This is a genomic window from Klebsiella sp. GW_Kp181, from assembly GCF_040062315.1.
Lineage (GTDB): Bacteria > Pseudomonadota > Gammaproteobacteria > Enterobacterales > Enterobacteriaceae > Klebsiella > Klebsiella oxytoca.
Genome location: NZ_JBEAFR010000082.1, coordinates 1 through 18091, shown reverse-complemented (window position 1 = coordinate 18091; position 18091 = coordinate 1). Strand labels below are relative to the sequence as shown.

Below are 18091 nucleotides of genomic sequence, written 5' to 3'. Positions count from 1 at the left end.
ATCATGGATATGGATTTAAATAACCGCCTGACCGAAGACGAAACGCTTGAACAGGCCTACGACATTTTCCTTGAACTGGCCGTCGATAACCTCGACCCGGCGGATGTCATTCTGTTCAACCTGCAGTTTGAAGAGCGCGGCGGCGCCGAGCTGTTTGACCCAGCACCGGACTGGGAAGAGCACGTGGATTTCGACCTCAATCCTGACTTCTTCGCTGAAGTGGTGATTGGCCTGGCCGATGAAGATGGCGGCGAAATTAACGATATTTTTGCACGCGTGCTGCTTTGCCGCGAGAAAGACCACAAGCTCTGCCATATCCTGTGGCGCGAATAAGCTCTTTCTTAAGCAAATAGCTAATAAAAGAAGAAGCCTGCCTGAGTGAATCAGCGCAGGCTTTTTTATTTATTCCGGCAGTTCGCTGCCGCAAGCATTGCAGTAGCGAGCACCTTTTTCATGAGCGTGATGCTGACAGTGCGGACACTGGCGCTGCGTGCGGCGATTCTGAAAGGCGGCGGTCATATGGCTGGTAATTAAGCCGGTAGGGATCGCAATAATCGAGTAGCCAATTAAGATAAGTATGGATGCCAAAATGCGCCCCAGCGGCGTATGCGGCGTAATATCGCCATACCCTACCGTGGTTATCGTCACTATCGCCCAGTAAACCGACGCATTTAGCGTAGTAAAACCGTATCGCGGCCCCTCAACCAGATACATCAGGGAGCCAAAGATCACCATCACAATGGCAATAAAAGAATAGAACAGGATCAGCTGGTGGCGTGCGCTGACGATAGCGGACCAGAAAATATTCAGCGACGGCATAAAGCGCAGTAGCTTAAGGATGCGCAACGCCCGGATGGCGCGCATCGCCCGCCAGGCAAACACGTACTCAATACTGATCTCGGGCCATAGCCACATAACATAAAGCGGTAAAATGGTGGCCAGGTCAATAATTCCCCAGAAGCTGAAAATATACTTTAGCGGATTCGGCCAGCTGATAATGCGCAGAAAATACTCAAAAGTAAAAACCGCCGTGACGATAAGTTCGAGCCAGACGAAAATATGCCATTCGTCTAATGTCAGATGATATTGCGTACCGAGCCCGGACTCGATAAATATCACCAGCACGCTGAGCAGGGCAAATATGCCGCAAAGTCCCTCAAAATGACGACCGGAACGGCGATTTTGATCGAAGAGTAAATGATACAGCCGCAGACGAGCGGCATGAATATGAAAAGCCACGTAAACCTCGCTAATAAAAGGGCTGACTTACGTCAGCCCCAGAGATTATAACGGGTCTACCTTCAGGCAGGAAACCGCATGGCGGAAACTGCCCTCCAGCACCGGTCGCGTTTTTGCGCACTCCGGCCCGGCGATGGGGCATCTGGTACGGAATACGCATCCCGACGGCGGATTAATCGGCGAGGGCAGCTCCCCTTCCAGCAGCTGGATCGTTTTATTCTTTTCCTTATCGGGGTCCGGCACCGGCACCGCCGACATCAACGCTTTGGTATAGGGGTGCAGCGGATTATGGTACACCTCATCGTAGGTGCCCAGCTCCACGGCATGACCAAGATACATCACCAGCACGCGGTCGGAAATATGCTTTACGACCGCCAAATCGTGGGCGATGAAAATCAGCGACAGCCCCATTTCCCGCTGCAGCTGCTGCAGCAGGTTAACCACCTGTGCCTGAATCGACACGTCCAGCGCGGAGACCGGCTCATCGCAGATAATGAGCTTCGGTTCAAGAATTAGCGCGCGCGCAATACCGATACGCTGACACTGGCCGCCGGAGAATTCATGCGGATAGCGGTTAATCAGGTTCGGCAGCAGGCCCACTTTCATCATCATCGCCTTCACGCGGTCACGAACTTCCTGTCGCGCCATTTTTGGATGATAGGTGCGCAGCGGCTCGGCAATAATTTCCCCGATCGTCATGCGCGGATTGAGCGACGCCAGCGGATCCTGAAAGATCATCTGAATATCGCTACGCACGTCGCGCCACTCTTCGGCCTTCATGCCAAGTAAATCTTTGCCCAACCAGGCGACTTTACCGTCGGTGGCTTTCACCAGACCAATGATCGCGCGCGCGAACGTCGACTTTCCGCAGCCTGACTCCCCGACCACGCCCAGGGTTTCCCCTTCATACAGACGCAGCGTCACGCCATCTACCGCTTTCAGCGTTTTTGACGGCTGCCAGAACCACTGTTTACCGTCTTTAATATCAAAGTGCACCTTCAAATCGGCGATTTCGAGCAGGACTTTTCTTTGTTCCGTTACGGCGTTCATAGCAAATCCCCCACCGGTTGAAAGCAGGCGCGCAGGCGGCCAGGTGCAAACTCCTCCAGAGGCGGAGCGCTATTGCAAATCTCCATCGCATGCGGGCAACGCGGCTGGAATGGACAGCCCTTAGGCAGACGCAGCAGGTTCGGCGGGTTACCGGGAATCGTCAGCAGGGCATCGCCTTCCGCATCCAGCCTCGGTACTGCATTGAGCAGTCCGATGGAATACGGATGCGAGGGTTGGTAAAAGACGTCACGCGCCTCGCCATACTCCATGGTACGCCCGGCATACATCACCAGCACCTTGTCGCAGATGCCGGCGACAACGCCCAGGTCGTGGGTAATCATGATGATTGCGGTATTAAATTCGCGCTTAAGCTCATTGAGAAGCGTCATGATTTGCGCCTGTACGGTCACGTCCAGCGCCGTGGTCGGTTCATCGGCGATCAGCAGCTTGGGCCGGCACAGCAGCGCCATCGCAATCATCACGCGCTGGCGCATCCCGCCGGAAAACTCGTGTGGGTACATTTTCATCCGCTTGCGCGCTTCCGGCATTTTGACCGCATCCAGCATTTTCACCGACTCTTCAAACGCTTCGGCTTTACTCAGCGCTTTGTGCAGCATCAGAACTTCCATCAGCTGCTCGCCTACCCGCATATAGGGATTGAGCGAGGTCATCGGGTCCTGAAAAATCATGGAGATCTGCTCGGCGCGCAGCTTATTCAGTTCGCGCTCCGGGAGGTTAAGGATCTCCTTACCGTTAAAGGTCGCTGAACCCCCGATGCGACCGTTTGCCGCCAGCAGGCCCATCAGCGCAAAAGCGGTCTGCGACTTACCGGAACCGGACTCGCCCACGATGCCTAAGGTTTCCCCGGCCCGCAGATTGAAATTGAGATCGTTGACCGCGGTCACATCGCCATCGGGGGTACCAAAGGTGACGCGGAGATCTTTCACATCCAGAAGCAATCCGGATTGTTGGGCAGTCTGCGGCGTTTTCGCCGTTTCAATCGTACTCATGACGGCGCTCCTTAGCGGTCTTTCGGGTCGAGGGCATCACGCAGGCCATCGCCGATAAAGTTAAAACAAAACAGCGTAACTACCAGGAAACCGGCAGGAAACAGTAGCAGCCACGGCGACACTTCCATCGAGTTGGCGCCATCGCTGAGCAGCGCGCCCCAGCTGCTTAACGGCTCCTGGGTCCCCAGACCGAGGAAACTTAAGAAGGATTCAAACAGAATCATGCTTGGGACCAGCAGTGAGGCATACACCACAACCACTCCAAGCACGTTAGGCACGATATGGCGGATAACGATATTGCGCGTTGAAACGCCGCCGACCTGCGCAGCCTCAATGAATTCTTTCCGCTTCAGGCTCAAGGTCTGACCGCGAACGATACGCGCCATATCCAGCCAGGAGACCATGCCTATAGCCACGAAAATCAGCAGGATATTCTGGCCAAAGAAGGTCACCAGCAGAATGACGAAGAACATAAACGGGAAGGAGTTGAGGATTTCCAGCAGGCGCATCATCACCGAATCCACTTTGCCGCCCAGATAGCCAGAAAGCGAACCGTAAAGCGTTCCCAGAATCACCGCCACCAGCGCAGCAGCAACGCCGACCATCAATGAGATACGCCCGCCGATAGCCACGCGCACCAGCAGATCGCGGCCGGAAGAGTCGGTACCAAAGTAGTGGCCGGACTCCATGTCGGGCGCGCTGGACATCATGCCCCAGTCGGTATCGTAATAGGAGAACTGCGTTACCATCGGCGCGATGGTAACGAACAGCGCAATAATCACCAGCACAATCAGGCTGGCAACCGCGGCGCGGTTATGCATAAAGCGGCGGCGGGCATCCTGCCAGAGGCTACGCCCCTCGACTTCCAGTTTTTCACTGAAGTTTTCCAGCGCCTCGTTGTTTTTCTTACTTAACATCATGGCGAACCCCAGCGTCAGTAACGAATTTTCGGATCGATAACGGCATACAGCACGTCAACAATCGCGTTAAACAGAATGGTCAATGCGCCCACCAGAATGGTCAGGCTGAGCACCAGCGAGTAGTCGCGGTTCAGCGCGCCGTTGACGAACAGCTGACCGATTCCCGGCAGACCATAAATCGTTTCGATAACCATTGAGCCGGTGATAATACCGACGAAGGCGGGCCCCATATAGGAAAGTACCGGCAGCAGCGCAGGCTTTAAGGCATGGCGCAGAATAATACGGCGCATCGGCAAGCCTTTTGCCCTGGCGGTGCGGATGAAGTTAGAGTGCAAAACCTCGATCATCGAACCGCGGGTAATACGCGCGATACTGGCTATATAGGCTAACGACAGAGCGACCATCGGCAAAATCATATATTGCAGCGCCCCGCCGTTCCATCCCCCGCCCGGCAACCAGTGCAGCGTAATGGCGAATATCATGACCAGCAGTGGCGCCACCACGAAACTCGGTATCACGACCCCGGTCATTGCTATCCCCATCACGGCAAAATCCCATTTCGTATTTTGCTTCAATGCTGCAATAACCCCGGCCGTCACGCCGAGCACCACCGCCAGAAAAAACGCGGCGAAGCCTAATTTGGCTGACACCGGGAAGCTGGAGGCCACCAGATCGTTGACAGAATAATCTTTATATTTAAAAGAAGGACCGAAATCACCGTGCGCCAGCTGCTTCAGGTAGTTGAAGTACTGAGTCATGATGGGGTCGTTTAAATGGTATTTTGCTTCAATATTCGCCATGACTTCCGGCGGCAGCGTGCGTTCACCGGTAAAAGGGCTTCCCGGCGCAAGACGCATCATGAAGAAAGAGATAGTAATAAGAATAAATAGCGTCGGAATCGCTTCCAGACAGCGACGTAAGATAAATTTTAACATTGCCCGTACCTTCTGGCGTGTGCCTTCAATAGTGCGATGAAATAAGACACCGTGAGGCAGGCAATGATGCCTGCCTCACGTATTGCCATTAGTGCTTCACAATGTACATATTTCTTGTGTAAGTATTATCCAGCGGATCTTTACCGGTATACCCACCTACCCACGGCTTAACCAAACGGGCGTTAACATAATAGAAGACCGGTACAATGACGGAGTCTTTATCCAGCTGCTGCTCGGATTGTGCATAGAGATCCGCGCGCTTTGCTTCATCGCTGGTTTTCAGCGCTTCGGCAATAATCTTGTCGAAAGCCGGGCTCTTATAATGCGAAGTGTTGTTTGAGCTGTCGCTCAGCATGGTATTCAGGAAGGAAGTGGGTTCGTTGTAGTCCGCGCACCAGCCGGCGCGTGCGACATCGAAGGTACCCTGATGGCGATTATCGAGGAAGGTTTTCCATTCCTGATTTTCCAGCTTCACGTTGACACCGAGATTTTTCTTCCAGATCGAAGCCACGGCGATAGCCAGTTTTTTGTGCAGATCGGAAGTGTTATAGAGCAGATTGAAAGTCAGCGGCTTGTCAGCAGAATAGCCGGCTTCGGTCAGCAGTTTTTTCGCTTCTTCATTACGTTTTTCCTGTGACCACTTGAACCACTCAGGTTCGATGAGCTTCATGCCATCGGTATACGGCGGCGTATAGCTATAGGCTGGCAGGTCGCCCTGGTTTTTCACTTTATTGACAATAATGTCGCGGTCCAGCGCCATCTTCAGCGCGGTACGCACGCGAACATCGGTAAACGGCGCTTTCTGGTTATTGATTTCGTAGTAATAAGTACACAGATACGGATCGACGTGAACTTCTTGCGGGATCTCTTTTTTCAGTTTCTGGAACAGTTCGATCGGCATATTGTTATAGGTCATATCGATTTCGCCGCTGCGGTAGCGGTTGACGTCGGTGACTTCAGAAGCGATCGGCAAAAAGGTAACCTGATTAATAACGGTTTTGCCGTTATCCCAGTAGTTAGCATTACGTTCCAGTACAATACGTTCGTTCACTACCCAGTCTTTTAATTTATACGCGCCGTTGCTGACGATATTGGCCGGCTGGGTCCATTTGTCACCAAATTTCTCAATAGCGGCTTTAGGAACTGGAGAAACGGATGGGTGCACGAGAAGTTTGTAGAAATAAGGTACCGGTTCGCTAAGGGTCACTTCGAAGGTATGATCGTCCAGCGCTTTGACGCCCAGATCGGTTGCTGGCTTTTTCCCGGCGATGATGTCGTCAACGTTGGCCAGGTGACCGTACTGTAAATAACTTGCATAAGGCGAGGCTGTTTTCGGATCCGCCAGACGCTGCCAGCTATAAACAAAATCTTGCGCGGTAACCGGCGAACCGTCGGACCACTTAGCATCTTTACGCAGATGGAAGGTCCAGACTTTAAAATCTTTGTTGTCCCATTTTTCCGCCACACCCGCCACCGGATGGCCATCAAGGTCGCTTACCAACAGCCCTTCAAACAAATCGCGGCTAATATTGGACTCCGGCACGCCTTCAATTTTGTGCGGATCGAGAGACTGAACTTCGGAGCCGTTGTTACGTACCAGCGTTTGTTTATCCGCCAGCTGTACCCCTGCCGGTACATCTGCCGCCACCGCGGCGTTGATTGTCATTAATGCAGAGAGTACGCCTGCGGCTACCAGGCTTTTTTTCGTGATGATGGTCATGTGTTTGTTACTCCACTCATTATAATTACTGGCTATTTAACCAGCCTGTTTTCTCTTTTCTGGATTCTGAACAGTGCAGGAGTTTATGCAGCTGCCAGCGAGTACTGCTTGCTATCACCGACTTATTTATTACGACCGCTCAAACGGCAGCCTTGACGTCGATTCTTACCCCCCTGTCCGGGGGCGATTTTAAGTCGCAATGAGCTATTTAATAAGAATTCTCATTTGCGCATGAATTCACTAAAGATCACGCCGGAAAGTACCAAAACGCTTTATTGTCCGCCAATGCAATTTGCAAATATGTTACCGGATTCTCTTTTGTCGCCCGTTTATTGCGATAGCCGTGTCAGCATCATGCAGGACAATGTTAATAAAATTGTTATTTATCATAATGATAAAAGATAACACTCGCGTTGAATGCCAAATCTCAGTGAATCGATGAAATTTTGTACGAAAATTTAACATTCGCTTATTATTTAGCACATTCATCTGCTTCACGAGATAAATTACTAATATCATTTCGATTATCAGACGGCAAGCGCCAGAGAATGATGTGAAGAAAATAACAGTAGCGACTGTGGGTAAAACGGCAGGAAAGACGTAAATTACAGGGGTAATTAACTGAAAATAAATAACATTATCAGGCATTAAAAAAACGTATACCAGCCAGATAAATCACCTTTTTTGATATGTTTTACTGATATTTAGCAAACGCGGGACAATGAGCCCCGCGCACAAAGCGATGCAGGTTAATTCACCAGCCCTGGAAACAGCGCCTTTATACCGGTCACGATAAACTCAATCCCGAGAGCCATCAGCAACAGTCCCATAATACGGGTAATTACGTTGATACCGGTTTGACCAAGTAAACGAACCAGCCAGGGGGCCATACGGAAAATGCCCCAGCAGCACAGCGCAAAAAGCGCGATAGCGACGGAAAAGCCAACAAAGTGGGCGACACTGTGATAGCGCGTTCCCCAGACAATAGTCGAACTGATGGCCCCGGGACCGGCCATCAGGGGCAGCGCCAGCGGCACCACGCCAATACTCTCGCGAATGGCCGTTTCTGATTTTTCTTGCTTGTTCTGTTTATCCTCGCCCAGCTTGCCGCTAATCATCGACATGGCAATGGTGACGACCAGAATCCCGCCGGCAATGCGGAAAGAATCAATGGAAATGCCGAAGACCTGCAGAATTGCATCGCCCAAAAACAGCGACGTGAGCAGGATAATGGCGACGGACAGGTTGGCGGTCAGGTTGGTTTTGTTGCGTACGGCCGCCGTCTGGTAGCTGGTCATACTAATGAACACCGGGATAATGCCAACCGGGTTTACCAGCGCAAATAACCCAATAAAAAATTTAAAGTAGGCTGAAAAATCGAACAACGACTGAATCACAGGGCGCTCCGCAGCATCATAAAAATGGCTGTTGACAGTTACCAGCATAAAATATCCGCGAGAAGATACGCTGTTTGATAGCATAATTCATCTCTATTCATCTGGAAGTACATAATAAGGCTGGAATGTTATTTATTTGTTTACGCAATGCTATTTAGTCATTTAATTAGCATACCGTATCATTACACTTGAGCAAATTGGTCAAAAAATGACCTGCTGAAAGGTATCAGCTTTGCCGATTATTGATTTAGATCACATAATTTGTACTCAGAAGTGAGTAACCTTGTTTACACACAGAGAGGAGGCACAACAGCGGTACCTGAAAGAAAAAACAAAAGCTTTTTTAGTCAATCGGTGAAGTCAGAAGCACAAAATTCTTTACGTTAACATTTAAATGCAAGCAGTTAACACACTGTCTATACTGTCGAATCGAGCTACTGATTCACTAAAAAAGTTTAACATTATCAGGAGAGCATTATGGCTGTTACTAATGTCGCTGAACTTAACGCACTCGTAGAGCGCGTAAAAAAAGCCCAGCGTGAATATGCCAGTTTCACTCAAGAACAAGTAGACAAAATCTTCCGCGCCGCCGCTCTGGCCGCTGCAGATGCTCGAATCCCTCTCGCTAAGATGGCCGTTGCCGAATCCGGCATGGGCATCGTCGAAGATAAAGTGATCAAAAACCACTTTGCTTCCGAATACATCTATAACGCCTATAAAGATGAAAAGACCTGCGGCGTCCTGTCTGAAGATGACACCTTTGGTACTATTACAATCGCTGAACCGATTGGTATCATCTGCGGTATCGTCCCGACCACTAACCCGACTTCAACCGCTATCTTTAAATCTCTGATTAGCCTGAAGACTCGTAACGCCATCATCTTCTCCCCGCATCCGCGTGCTAAAGATGCAACCAATAAAGCAGCTGATATCGTACTGCAGGCGGCTATCGCTGCCGGCGCGCCGAAAGATCTGATTGGTTGGATTGACCAGCCTTCCGTAGAACTGTCCAATGCGCTGATGCATCACCCGGATATCAACCTGATCCTCGCCACCGGCGGTCCGGGCATGGTTAAAGCAGCGTACAGCTCTGGTAAACCAGCAATCGGCGTAGGCGCGGGTAACACTCCCGTTGTTATCGACGAAACGGCTGATATCAAACGCGCCGTCGCATCCGTACTGATGTCTAAAACCTTCGATAACGGCGTTATTTGTGCTTCCGAGCAGTCCGTAGTCGTTGTAGATTCCGTATACGACGCCGTTCGCGAACGTTTCTCCAGCCACGGCGGCTACCTGCTGCAGGGCCAGGAGCTGAAAGCGGTTCAGAATATCATTCTGAAAAATGGCGCGCTGAACGCCGCTATCGTTGGTCAACCTGCGTATAAAATCGCTGAGCTGGCAGGCTTCACCGTTCCTGTGTCCACCAAGATTCTGATTGGTGAAGTCACCGACGTTGATGAAAGCGAGCCGTTTGCCCACGAAAAACTGTCCCCGACACTGGCGATGTATCGTGCGAAGAACTTCGAAGACGCGGTTGATAAAGCTGAAAAACTGGTTGCTATGGGCGGTATCGGCCACACCTCCTGCCTGTATACCGACCAGGATAACCAGCCAGAACGCGTTGCTTACTTCGGTCAGTTGATGAAAACCGCACGTATCCTGATCAACACCCCTGCTTCTCAGGGTGGTATCGGTGACCTGTATAACTTCAAACTCGCACCTTCCCTGACTCTGGGTTGTGGTTCATGGGGTGGTAACTCCATCTCGGAAAACGTTGGTCCTAAGCACCTGATCAACAAGAAAACCGTTGCTAAGCGAGCTGAAAACATGTTGTGGCACAAACTTCCGAAATCTATCTACTTCCGTCGTGGCTCACTGCCAATCGCGCTGGATGAAGTGATTACTGATGGTCACAAACGCGCGCTGATCGTCACCGACCGTTTCCTGTTTAACAACGGCTACGCAGACCAGATCACTTCTGTACTGAAAGCGGCCGGCGTTGAAACAGAAGTTTTCTTTGAAGTGGAAGCTGACCCGACTCTGACCATCGTCCGTAAAGGCGCTGAGCTGGCGAACTCTTTCAAACCGGACGTGATTATCGCCCTGGGCGGCGGTTCCCCGATGGACGCGGCGAAAATCATGTGGGTCATGTACGAACATCCGGAAACCCACTTCGAAGAGCTGGCGCTGCGCTTTATGGATATCCGTAAGCGTATCTACAAGTTCCCGAAAATGGGCGTTAAAGCCAAAATGGTGGCGATCACCACCACATCTGGCACCGGCTCTGAAGTCACGCCGTTCGCCGTTGTTACCGATGATGCCACCGGGCAGAAATACCCGCTGGCTGACTATGCCCTGACTCCGGATATGGCGATTGTTGATGCTAACCTGGTCATGGAAATGCCGAAATCCCTGTGTGCTTTCGGTGGTCTGGATGCGGTGACCCATGCGCTGGAAGCTTACGTTTCCGTACTGGCCTCCGAGTTCTCCGACGGTCAGGCTCTGCAGGCGCTGAAGCTGCTGAAAGAAAACCTGCCGGCGTCTTACCATGAAGGTTCTAAGAACCCGGTAGCGCGTGAGCGCGTACACAGTGCTGCAACGATCGCCGGTATTGCGTTTGCTAACGCCTTCCTGGGTGTATGTCACTCCATGGCGCACAAGCTGGGTTCTCAGTTCCACATTCCTCACGGTCTGGCGAACGCCCTGTTGATCAGCAACGTTATCCGCTATAACGCCAACGACAACCCGACCAAACAGACGGCATTCAGCCAGTACGACCGTCCGCAGGCCCGTCGTCGCTATGCGGAAATCGCTGACCACCTGGGTCTGACTGCACCGGGTGACCGCACCGCAGCGAAAATCGAAAAACTGCTTGGCTGGCTGGAAGAAATTAAAGCTGAACTGGGTATTCCTAAGTCTATCCGCGAAGCTGGCGTGCAGGAAGCTGACTTCCTGGCCCACGTTGATAAGCTGTCTGAAGACGCATTCGATGACCAGTGCACCGGCGCCAACCCGCGCTATCCGCTGATTGCCGAGCTGAAACAGATTCTGCTGGATACCTACTACGGTCGTCATTACGTCGAAGGCGGCGTGGAAGAGAAGAAAGAAGCCGTGCCGGGTAAAGCTGAGAAAAAAGCGAAGAAATCCGCTTAATCTCACCGTAGTCAAGAACGTTAATACCAGCCCCATCTTATGATGGGGCTTTTTTTATCTCCGCCGTTCAGCGGCCCACATAAGGCCTCAGACGGCCGAAATGTATAATCAAGGGGTCAGCGTTGAGGAATAAAAAAAGGCGCTATATAAGCGCCTGAGAGGGTCTCACGGGAAGGTATTAGCAGGTGTGCTGTCTGTTCTGCACAAAGCTTAAAGAACCGACGCTCAACGCCTCCTTATAATGCTTGCGGCAGACGGACACATAGCGTTCATTACCGCCAATCACTACCTGTTCCCCCTCATTGTACGGCCGCCCCTCCTGGTCGAGGCGCAAAACCATACTCGCTTTACGACCGCAGAAACAGATAGTTTTTAATTCAACCAGCTTATCTGACCACGCCAGCAAATATTGACTGCCGGTAAAAAGTTCACCGCGAAAATCAGTACGCAGTCCATAGCACAGCACGGGAATATCCAGCTGGTCTACGACTTCAGACAGCTCATGGACCTGTTCGCGCGTCAAAAACTGGCTCTCATCAACTAATACGCAGTGAATCGGCTGACGTCTATGTTCGTCGGCAATGTCGGTAAATAACGCTGTCTGCGTATTATACAACCGCGCCGGCGAGGAGAGGCCAATCCTTGAACTCACTTTCCCTGAACCAAAGCGATCGTCAATCTCTGCGGTATAAACCAGAGTACGCATCCCTCGCTCCTGGTAATTGTATGAAGACTGCAACAGAGCGGTAGACTTGCCTGCATTCATTGCTGAATAGTAGAAATAAAGTTGTGCCATCGGCCGCGTAACCCCAATCAATGTGTTTTTTCGCAGCAAAATTGTATCATATATTCACTCACTATCAGCCCTCACCGTGTGGGTATTGCCGGGAATGTCCGGTCAACGAATGCCTGATAGATTAAGCATCTTAATTGAAGGGGAATGCCTGCTATTCGTGCGCCAACAGCGGTCCGCTCCCACATCGCTATTGCGCTTTTGTGCTTACCAGGCATTTTTCTGATAGCTATAACCGCGCTGGACAAGTGTTTTATATTAAACATCATCGCCGCTGCTGCGCTAATACTGACAATGATATTTATCCATGCAAAGTATAATTTTTCTCATCGCGTAACAGAAAAAGCATACTATCTCAGGGTTTTAGCTTATGTTTTCCACCGCGCTATAAGCAGGAAAGATGTGAACCCGCACATAAAATTTAAGTTAAATGAATTAATTCCCGAGACAAATAACAAGTTATTTTGACTTCCTTACATTCTCCCCTATTGCACATCTGAATTTATCGCTCTATTATTAGACCAACAAACCACCCCACAATATAAGTTTGAGATTACTACAATGAGCGAAGCACTTAAAATTCTGAACAACATCCGTACTCTTCGTGCACAGGCAAGAGAATGCACCCTTGAAACGCTCGAAGAAATGCTGGAAAAATTAGAAGTTGTCGTTAACGAACGTCGTGAAGAAGAAAGCGCTGCGGCTGCGGAAATTGAAGAACGCACTCGTAAACTGCAGCAATACCGTGAAATGCTGATTGCTGACGGTATTGATCCTAATGAACTGCTGAGCACTATGGCTGCAGTTAAAGCGGGAACTAAAACCAAGCGCGCTGCACGTCCGGCTAAATACAGCTACGTTGACGAAAATGGCGAAACTAAAACCTGGACTGGTCAGGGTCGTACTCCGGCAGTGATCAAGAAAGCGATGGATGAGCAAGGTAAAACGCTGGACGATTTCCTGCTGTAATATGCCCGCGCATCCGTTTAAAAATCCCGCTTCGGCGGGATTTTTTTTATCCGCTAATCGGACCTGTGCCCTGCGGACATAAAAAAACCGGGAAACGAATCTCGCTCCCGGTCGTGCATTGTGTGGCGATCAATTACTTCGCGATGGCTTTTTCCAGCCAGGATTTAAATTCAGCGCCCAGCGACTTATGGCGCACGCCATATTCAACGAAGGCCTGCATATAGCCCAGCTTATTACCGCAGTCGTGGCTTTTGCCTTTCATATGATAGGCTTCAACGGTCTCTTTTTCGATCAGCATATCGATGGCATCGGTCAGCTGAATTTCGTCACCGGCTCCCGGAGGCGTTTTTGCCAGCAGCGGCCAGATATCGGCGCTCAGCACATAGCGACCTACAACTGCCAGGTTAGACGGTGCTACGTCCGCTTTCGGTTTCTCAACAACGCCGACCATCGGTACGCTCTCACCCGGCTGCAGGGACTGGCCCTTGCAATCGACAACGCCGTACGCGGTCACGTCAGCAACCGGCTCAACCATAATCTGGCTGGCTCCGGTCTCATCAAAACGAGCGATCATTTCCGCCAGGTTATCGCGGGACAGATCGGATTCATATTCGTCAAGAATAACGTCCGGTAGAATAACCGCGACCGGCTCATTGCCGACAACCGGATGCGCACACAGCACAGCATGGCCCAGACCTTTAGCCAGCCCCTGACGCACCTGCATAATAGTCACGTGCGGCGGACAAATAGATTGCACTTCTTCCAGCAGCTGGCGTTTTACACGTTTTTCCAGCATGGCTTCCAGTTCAAAACTGGTATCGAAATGGTTTTCGATGGAGTTTTTAGAAGAGTGCGTCACCAGAACAATTTCTGTAATCCCGGCGGCGATACATTCGTTAACAACATATTGAATTAATGGCTTATCTACCAGCGGCAGCATTTCTTTCGGAATAGCCTTAGTAGCGGGCAACATCCTGGTGCCTAATCCCGCAACCGGGATGACAGCTTTTCTTACTTTTGAATTAAGCGCAGCCATTGAAATCTCCTGGACTGTTCGTTTTTTAAACTTCTCGTTAATAATATGGTATCGAGTATATCAGCCTGTTCAGTTGAACCTGTTCCGAAAAGGATTAGATATCTCCGAATTAGGAATTTTACGCATTAAACCCGGCGATAGTACCACCACAAAAGATCGCGTGGTAATCCCACTTGGGTAAAAATAAGCGCAATTGTTCACTCCGCAGACAACATAAGGCGTAAACGTCCCCCGGCCCCCCAAATTTGGCACTGCCATGATGCGCAGCGTTGACTAATTTGGTTGAGATAGGCATTACCCAGGGTACCTAACGGAACGCCATTGCTAATCTGAATTTGGTGTTCCCCCGTATTCAACGTGCCATTCAAACCCGCGGAAACCAAAATTAAATTTTTCAAGCCGCTATGGTAATACCCTACCAATAATGGAAATTGCCCCGGCAGGTTAGCCTGACGCAGTAATTGATTGACCTGTTTAAGCAGGCTCCCCATCTCCGGTAAACGCTGTCCCTGATGAGCGAGCTGCTCCTGCAGCAGGCCATTGAAAAGGGCGCGCAGTAATAAAGCAGCAAGAACCCCATTATCACCCGCTCGCGTGACGTCCAGACAATAAAACGCCAGATCGTTTTCTGATAGCGGCGCAATGTCGAGCACGAGACCGGGCTTATCGACGGAGACAAGCTGCCGATAGTGAATACGGCAGTTCGACATCTCCTGCTGGACCGGGGGCTGAAGCTCCTGTAGCAGCCTTGACGCCGCGGAGGGATCGCTGACCAGCGCGTCCCAATCCTCAAACAGGCGTTCCTCCTCTTCGACACGAGAATTAAACATGTTGGGGTAGAGGCAGGCGTACACGGTTTCTCGCAGGCGATCGAAATCTTTTACCGGTTTAAGAAGAATGTCCTGCACGCCAAGGCGCAGCGCTTTAGCAATGTCCGCCATATTTTCCGTCGCTGAAATCATCAGAATCGGCAGCTGCTCGCCCTGATTGCGCACATGCTCCACCAGCTGCAGGCCGTTCATTCGCGGCATGGAAATATCGCATATCATCAAATCGGGTTTTGACTCGGCCATTTTTTGAAGTGCATCCACGCCATCTTCCGCCTGGACGATGGTCGCGCCCAGCGAAGCTAACCAGGTGTGCATAAGTGAGCGGAAAACGGGTTCGTCTTCAACTATCAGAATCTGTTTTCCCGCCAATGGCTGCGTCATGATCTCTCCCCTGACTGACGATAAGTTAATAGTGGCACGCGATTCACGCTACCGCCTGTCAGAATTTACTTAAGTATGCATCAAATGCGCTACACGGAGGTACGCACTAAAGGTAATAGTTCATCCATTCTCTTTTCCACTGCCAGATGTCCGGCAGCGATAGCTTCGCCGGCACGGTGGAAATCCAGCGTGGAGATTTGCGGGCAAAAGGGCTGAATCAGGATATCCGGCGGGTCGCCCGCCATACGGTTTCGCTTAAGACGATTTTCCAGAACCTGAATGGAAGTCGACATGATCTCCATTGCCGTCGGCGCTACCGTCGCCCGACGTGAGGTCATACGCGCCAGGCGGGAGCGCAGCCGTGAATGCCACGAAAAATCTTCTTCGGCCTCCGGACGCGGCACCTCCATGGATAATAAATCCTGCTGCATCAGATGCGCGTCGTGCTGCAAATCAACGGCAATAACGATATCCGCGCCCATTGCCCGAGCCAGGGATACCGGCACGGGATTAACCACCGCGCCATCCACTAGCCAGTAACCATTATGCATGACCGGCGACATCAGACCAGGCATACTGCACGAGGCACGAATCGCCAGATACAGATCCCCTTCCGTAAACCACAGTTCGCGACCGGTACTTAAATTGGTGGTAACGGCCGCAAAACGACGCTCGCAGCGTTCAATCTCGGTGACCGGTAGCAGTTTACGATATTGGCTAAATACCCGTTCGCCCCGCAGCAAGCCCCCTCGCTGCCAGGAGAGATCCATTAATTTCAGGACGTCCCAGTTGCTAAAAGAGCATACCCATTTCTCCAGCGCCGGAAGGCGGTTGCAGGCGTAAGCCGCCCCCACCAGCGAGCCAATAGAGCACCCTGCGATGACATCAACGTCAATGCCCGCACGCTGTAATGCATTAATCACACCGATATGCGACCACCCGCGGGCGGCTCCTGCCCCTAGCGCCAGACCGATCTTGAGCTTTCTCATTCTTACCGAAACATATCCTTCCACTCCGGGCATGGCATCATCGCCATACCTCAGTTAACATATTGCGCTTTGGCGGCGTAGCGCCGTCTTTCTTTATCCCATGGAGGCCGTTTTGTCGCCATTATGCCCCTGCGGCAGCGCTCTGGAGTATAGCGCATGTTGTCAGCGTTATCTGGCTGGCACGCAGCTTGCGCCAGATCCGTCACAGCTGATGCGTTCCCGCTATAGCGCATTTGTTATGCAGGACGCCGACTATCTGATTAAAACCTGGCACCCCTCCTGTCAGGCGCAACAGTTTCGCGCGGACCTGGAGAACGGGTTTAAGCAAACTCAATGGCTGGGTCTCACCGTCTTTGCTGCCGATGAAGGCAGAAGTCCCGATGAAGGCTACGTCAGCTTTATCGCGCGTTTCACTGACAATAACCGCTCCGGCGCCATTATTGAACGATCCAGATTCTTAAAAGAAAACGGACAGTGGTACTATATTGACGGAATGCGACCGCTGATCGGTCGTAACGACCCCTGCCCTTGCGGTTCAGGTAAAAAATTTAAAAAATGCTGCGGCCAGTAAGCCAGCAGCAGGAATAGCAAACACTACAGGATTTTCCCCGCGATGCATTCACTACAACGTAAAGTACTACGCACCATTTGCCCTGATCAGAAAGGCCTCATCGCGCGTATCACGAATATCTGCTACAAGCACGAGCTGAACATCGTGCAGAACAATGAGTTCGTTGACCACCGGACCGGCCGCTTCTTTATGCGTACCGAGCTCGAGGGTATTTTCAATGACTCCGTTCTCCTGGCTGACCTCGACAGCGCGCTGCCGGAAGGCTCGATTCGTGAGCTCAACCCAGCAGGCCGCCGCCGTGTCGTCATTCTGGTGACTAAAGAGGCGCACTGCCTCGGCGATCTGCTGATGAAAGCCAACTATGGCGGGCTGGACGTAGAAATCGCCGCCGTCATCGGCAATCACGAAACCCTGCGCTCGCTGGTTGAACGCTTTGATATTCCCTTCCAGCTGGTGAGCCATGAGGGGCTAACCCGCGAAGAGCACGATAAGCAGATGGGTGATGCTATCGCCGCCCATGAACCGGATTACGTCGTGCTGGCGAAATACATGCGGGTGTTGACCCCCGAGTTTGTCTCCCGCTTCCCGAATAAGATTATCAATATTCACCACTCATTCCTGCCGGCGTTTATCGGCGCGCGTCCGTATCATCAGGCCTATGACCGAGGGGTGAAGATTATTGGCGCAACCGCCCACTACGTGAACGATAATCTGGATGAAGGCCCCATCATCATGCAGGACGTTATTCACGTCGATCACACCTACACCGCAGAAGATATGATGCGCGCTGGCCGCGACGTTGAGAAAAACGTTCTGAGCCGCGCATTGTACCAGGTGCTTGCACAGCGGGTGTTTGTTTACGGCAACCGAACGATTATTCTTTAATCAATAATGAAATTAACTGGTTAGCTTTACGGCTTTACGCGTAAAAATCAGGCAACCAGTTTGTTTTTAGCAAACGAATACTTTACAGTGGCGCGTCATTTGATATGATGCGCCCCGCTTCCCGATAAGGAAGCAGGCCAGTATTAAGCATTACCCCGTGGTGGGGTTCCCGAGCGGCCAAAGGGAGCAGACTGTAAATCTGCCGTCATCGAC

17 protein-coding genes are annotated in these 18091 nt (G+C 51.3%); 6 read left to right on the top strand and 11 right to left on the bottom strand.

Annotated features, from left to right (window positions below):
• Nucleotides 1–3: 3 nt before the first annotated feature.
• Complete coding sequence (locus ABLV11_RS22970) at nucleotides 4–333, top strand: HI1450 family dsDNA-mimic protein (protein ID WP_004103097.1); 330 nt, start codon at nucleotides 4–6, stop codon at nucleotides 331–333.
• A gap of 69 nt (nucleotides 334–402) precedes the next feature.
• Here the strand turns inward: ABLV11_RS22970 and ABLV11_RS22965 are convergent, their stop codons facing one another.
• The 7 genes from ABLV11_RS22965 to ABLV11_RS22935 all read right to left on the bottom strand — a co-directional run bounded on the left by ABLV11_RS22965 (nucleotide 403) and on the right by ABLV11_RS22935 (nucleotide 8271).
• A complete protein-coding gene (locus ABLV11_RS22965; RefSeq protein ID WP_004103099.1) occupies nucleotides 403–1239 on the bottom strand; it encodes an ion transporter in 837 nt (278 codons plus the stop codon).
• 45 nt (nucleotides 1240–1284) lie between these two features.
• Nucleotides 1285–2289 (bottom strand): murein tripeptide/oligopeptide ABC transporter ATP-binding protein OppF, encoded by a 1005-nt coding sequence (oppF, locus tag ABLV11_RS22960; RefSeq protein ID WP_105890408.1) that lies wholly within the window; start codon nucleotides 2287–2289, stop codon nucleotides 1285–1287.
• Nucleotides 2286–3299 (bottom strand): ABC transporter ATP-binding protein, encoded by a 1014-nt coding sequence (locus tag ABLV11_RS22955; RefSeq protein WP_004103103.1) that lies wholly within the window; start codon nucleotides 3297–3299, stop codon nucleotides 2286–2288. Before ABLV11_RS22955 ends, oppF begins: the two co-directional genes overlap by 4 nt.
• Nucleotides 3300–3310: 11 nt before the next feature.
• Nucleotides 3311–4219, bottom strand: a complete 909-nt coding sequence (gene oppC / locus ABLV11_RS22950) for an oligopeptide ABC transporter permease OppC (RefSeq protein ID WP_004103105.1) — start codon at nucleotides 4217–4219, stop codon at nucleotides 3311–3313.
• Between the two features lie 14 nt (nucleotides 4220–4233).
• The gene (oppB, locus tag ABLV11_RS22945; RefSeq protein WP_004103106.1) at nucleotides 4234–5154 is read right to left on the bottom strand and encodes an oligopeptide ABC transporter permease OppB; all 921 of its coding nucleotides are present in this window, start codon (nucleotides 5152–5154) and stop codon (nucleotides 4234–4236) included.
• An 88-nt stretch (nucleotides 5155–5242) separates the two neighbouring features.
• On the bottom strand, nucleotides 5243–6874 hold the full coding sequence (gene oppA, locus ABLV11_RS22940; RefSeq protein ID WP_004103108.1) for an oligopeptide ABC transporter substrate-binding protein OppA: 1632 nt from the start codon (nucleotides 6872–6874) through the stop codon (nucleotides 5243–5245).
• 749 nt (nucleotides 6875–7623) lie between these two features.
• The gene (locus tag ABLV11_RS22935; protein ID WP_024274364.1) at nucleotides 7624–8271 is read right to left on the bottom strand and encodes a YchE family NAAT transporter; all 648 of its coding nucleotides are present in this window, start codon (nucleotides 8269–8271) and stop codon (nucleotides 7624–7626) included.
• Nucleotides 8272–8748: 477 nt separating this feature from the next.
• Here ABLV11_RS22935 and adhE point away from each other — a divergent pair, with 477 nt between their 5' ends.
• Nucleotides 8749–11424: a bifunctional acetaldehyde-CoA/alcohol dehydrogenase gene (gene adhE / locus ABLV11_RS22930; protein WP_126489248.1), complete on the top strand. Its 2676-nt coding sequence runs from the start codon at nucleotides 8749–8751 to the stop codon at nucleotides 11422–11424.
• A gap of 178 nt (nucleotides 11425–11602) precedes the next feature.
• Here the strand turns inward: adhE and tdk are convergent, their stop codons facing one another.
• On the bottom strand, nucleotides 11603–12220 hold the full coding sequence (gene tdk / locus ABLV11_RS22925; protein WP_016808826.1) for a thymidine kinase: 618 nt from the start codon (nucleotides 12218–12220) through the stop codon (nucleotides 11603–11605).
• A 144-nt stretch (nucleotides 12221–12364) separates the two neighbouring features.
• On the opposite strand from tdk, the gene ABLV11_RS22920 reads away from it, so the two are divergent.
• Both ABLV11_RS22920 and hns read left to right on the top strand, forming a co-directional pair.
• Complete coding sequence (locus ABLV11_RS22920) at nucleotides 12365–12685, top strand: hypothetical protein (RefSeq protein ID WP_032726314.1); 321 nt, start codon at nucleotides 12365–12367, stop codon at nucleotides 12683–12685.
• 93 nt (nucleotides 12686–12778) lie between these two features.
• The gene (hns, locus tag ABLV11_RS22915; protein ID WP_004103116.1) at nucleotides 12779–13186 is read left to right on the top strand and encodes a histone-like nucleoid-structuring protein H-NS; all 408 of its coding nucleotides are present in this window, start codon (nucleotides 12779–12781) and stop codon (nucleotides 13184–13186) included.
• A gap of 133 nt (nucleotides 13187–13319) precedes the next feature.
• Here hns and galU read toward each other — a convergent pair whose 3' ends face one another.
• The 3 genes from galU to rssA form a co-directional block, all read right to left on the bottom strand.
• Nucleotides 13320–14222, bottom strand: coding sequence for a UTP--glucose-1-phosphate uridylyltransferase GalU (gene galU / locus ABLV11_RS22910; protein ID WP_004103117.1), 903 nt, complete (start codon nucleotides 14220–14222; stop codon nucleotides 13320–13322).
• Nucleotides 14223–14419: 197 nt separating this feature from the next.
• On the bottom strand, nucleotides 14420–15433 hold the full coding sequence (gene rssB / locus ABLV11_RS22905; RefSeq protein ID WP_004103118.1) for a two-component system response regulator RssB: 1014 nt from the start codon (nucleotides 15431–15433) through the stop codon (nucleotides 14420–14422).
• 89 nt (nucleotides 15434–15522) lie between these two features.
• Nucleotides 15523–16422, bottom strand: a complete 900-nt coding sequence (gene rssA, locus ABLV11_RS22900; RefSeq protein WP_126489249.1) for a patatin-like phospholipase RssA — start codon at nucleotides 16420–16422, stop codon at nucleotides 15523–15525.
• Nucleotides 16423–16534: 112 nt separating this feature from the next.
• Between rssA and ABLV11_RS22895 the strand changes: the two genes are divergently transcribed.
• Nucleotides 16535–16993, top strand: a complete 459-nt coding sequence (locus ABLV11_RS22895) for a YchJ family protein (RefSeq protein WP_004103120.1) — start codon at nucleotides 16535–16537, stop codon at nucleotides 16991–16993.
• A gap of 42 nt (nucleotides 16994–17035) precedes the next feature.
• Nucleotides 17036–17878 carry a formyltetrahydrofolate deformylase gene (gene purU, locus ABLV11_RS22890; RefSeq protein ID WP_004103121.1) on the top strand — a complete coding sequence of 281 codons (843 nt, stop codon included), beginning with the start codon at nucleotides 17036–17038 and terminating at the stop codon, nucleotides 17876–17878.
• The last annotated feature ends 213 nt before the right edge of the window (nucleotides 17879–18091 follow it).

Coding starts and splice junctions, on each gene's coding strand:
- tdk (WP_016808826.1), bottom strand. CDS start 12,220: ATGGCACAACTTTATTTCTACTATTCAGCAATGAATGCAGGCAAGTCT.
- ABLV11_RS22955 (WP_004103103.1), bottom strand. CDS start 3,299: ATGAGTACGATTGAAACGGCGAAAACGCCGCAGACTGCCCAACAATCC.
- hns (WP_004103116.1), top strand. CDS start 12,779: ATGAGCGAAGCACTTAAAATTCTGAACAACATCCGTACTCTTCGTGCA.
- purU (WP_004103121.1), top strand. CDS start 17,036: ATGCATTCACTACAACGTAAAGTACTACGCACCATTTGCCCTGATCAG.
- oppB (WP_004103106.1), bottom strand. CDS start 5,154: ATGTTAAAATTTATCTTACGTCGCTGTCTGGAAGCGATTCCGACGCTA.
- oppF (WP_105890408.1), bottom strand. CDS start 2,289: ATGAACGCCGTAACGGAACAAAGAAAAGTCCTGCTCGAAATCGCCGAT.
- oppC (WP_004103105.1), bottom strand. CDS start 4,219: ATGATGTTAAGTAAGAAAAACAACGAGGCGCTGGAAAACTTCAGTGAA.
- ABLV11_RS22970 (WP_004103097.1), top strand. CDS start 4: ATGGATATGGATTTAAATAACCGCCTGACCGAAGACGAAACGCTTGAA.
- galU (WP_004103117.1), bottom strand. CDS start 14,222: ATGGCTGCGCTTAATTCAAAAGTAAGAAAAGCTGTCATCCCGGTTGCG.
- rssA (WP_126489249.1), bottom strand. CDS start 16,422: ATGAGAAAGCTCAAGATCGGTCTGGCGCTAGGGGCAGGAGCCGCCCGC.
- adhE (WP_126489248.1), top strand. CDS start 8,749: ATGGCTGTTACTAATGTCGCTGAACTTAACGCACTCGTAGAGCGCGTA.
- rssB (WP_004103118.1), bottom strand. CDS start 15,433: ATGACGCAGCCATTGGCGGGAAAACAGATTCTGATAGTTGAAGACGAA.
- oppA (WP_004103108.1), bottom strand. CDS start 6,874: ATGACCATCATCACGAAAAAAAGCCTGGTAGCCGCAGGCGTACTCTCT.
- ABLV11_RS22920 (WP_032726314.1), top strand. CDS start 12,365: ATGCCTGCTATTCGTGCGCCAACAGCGGTCCGCTCCCACATCGCTATT.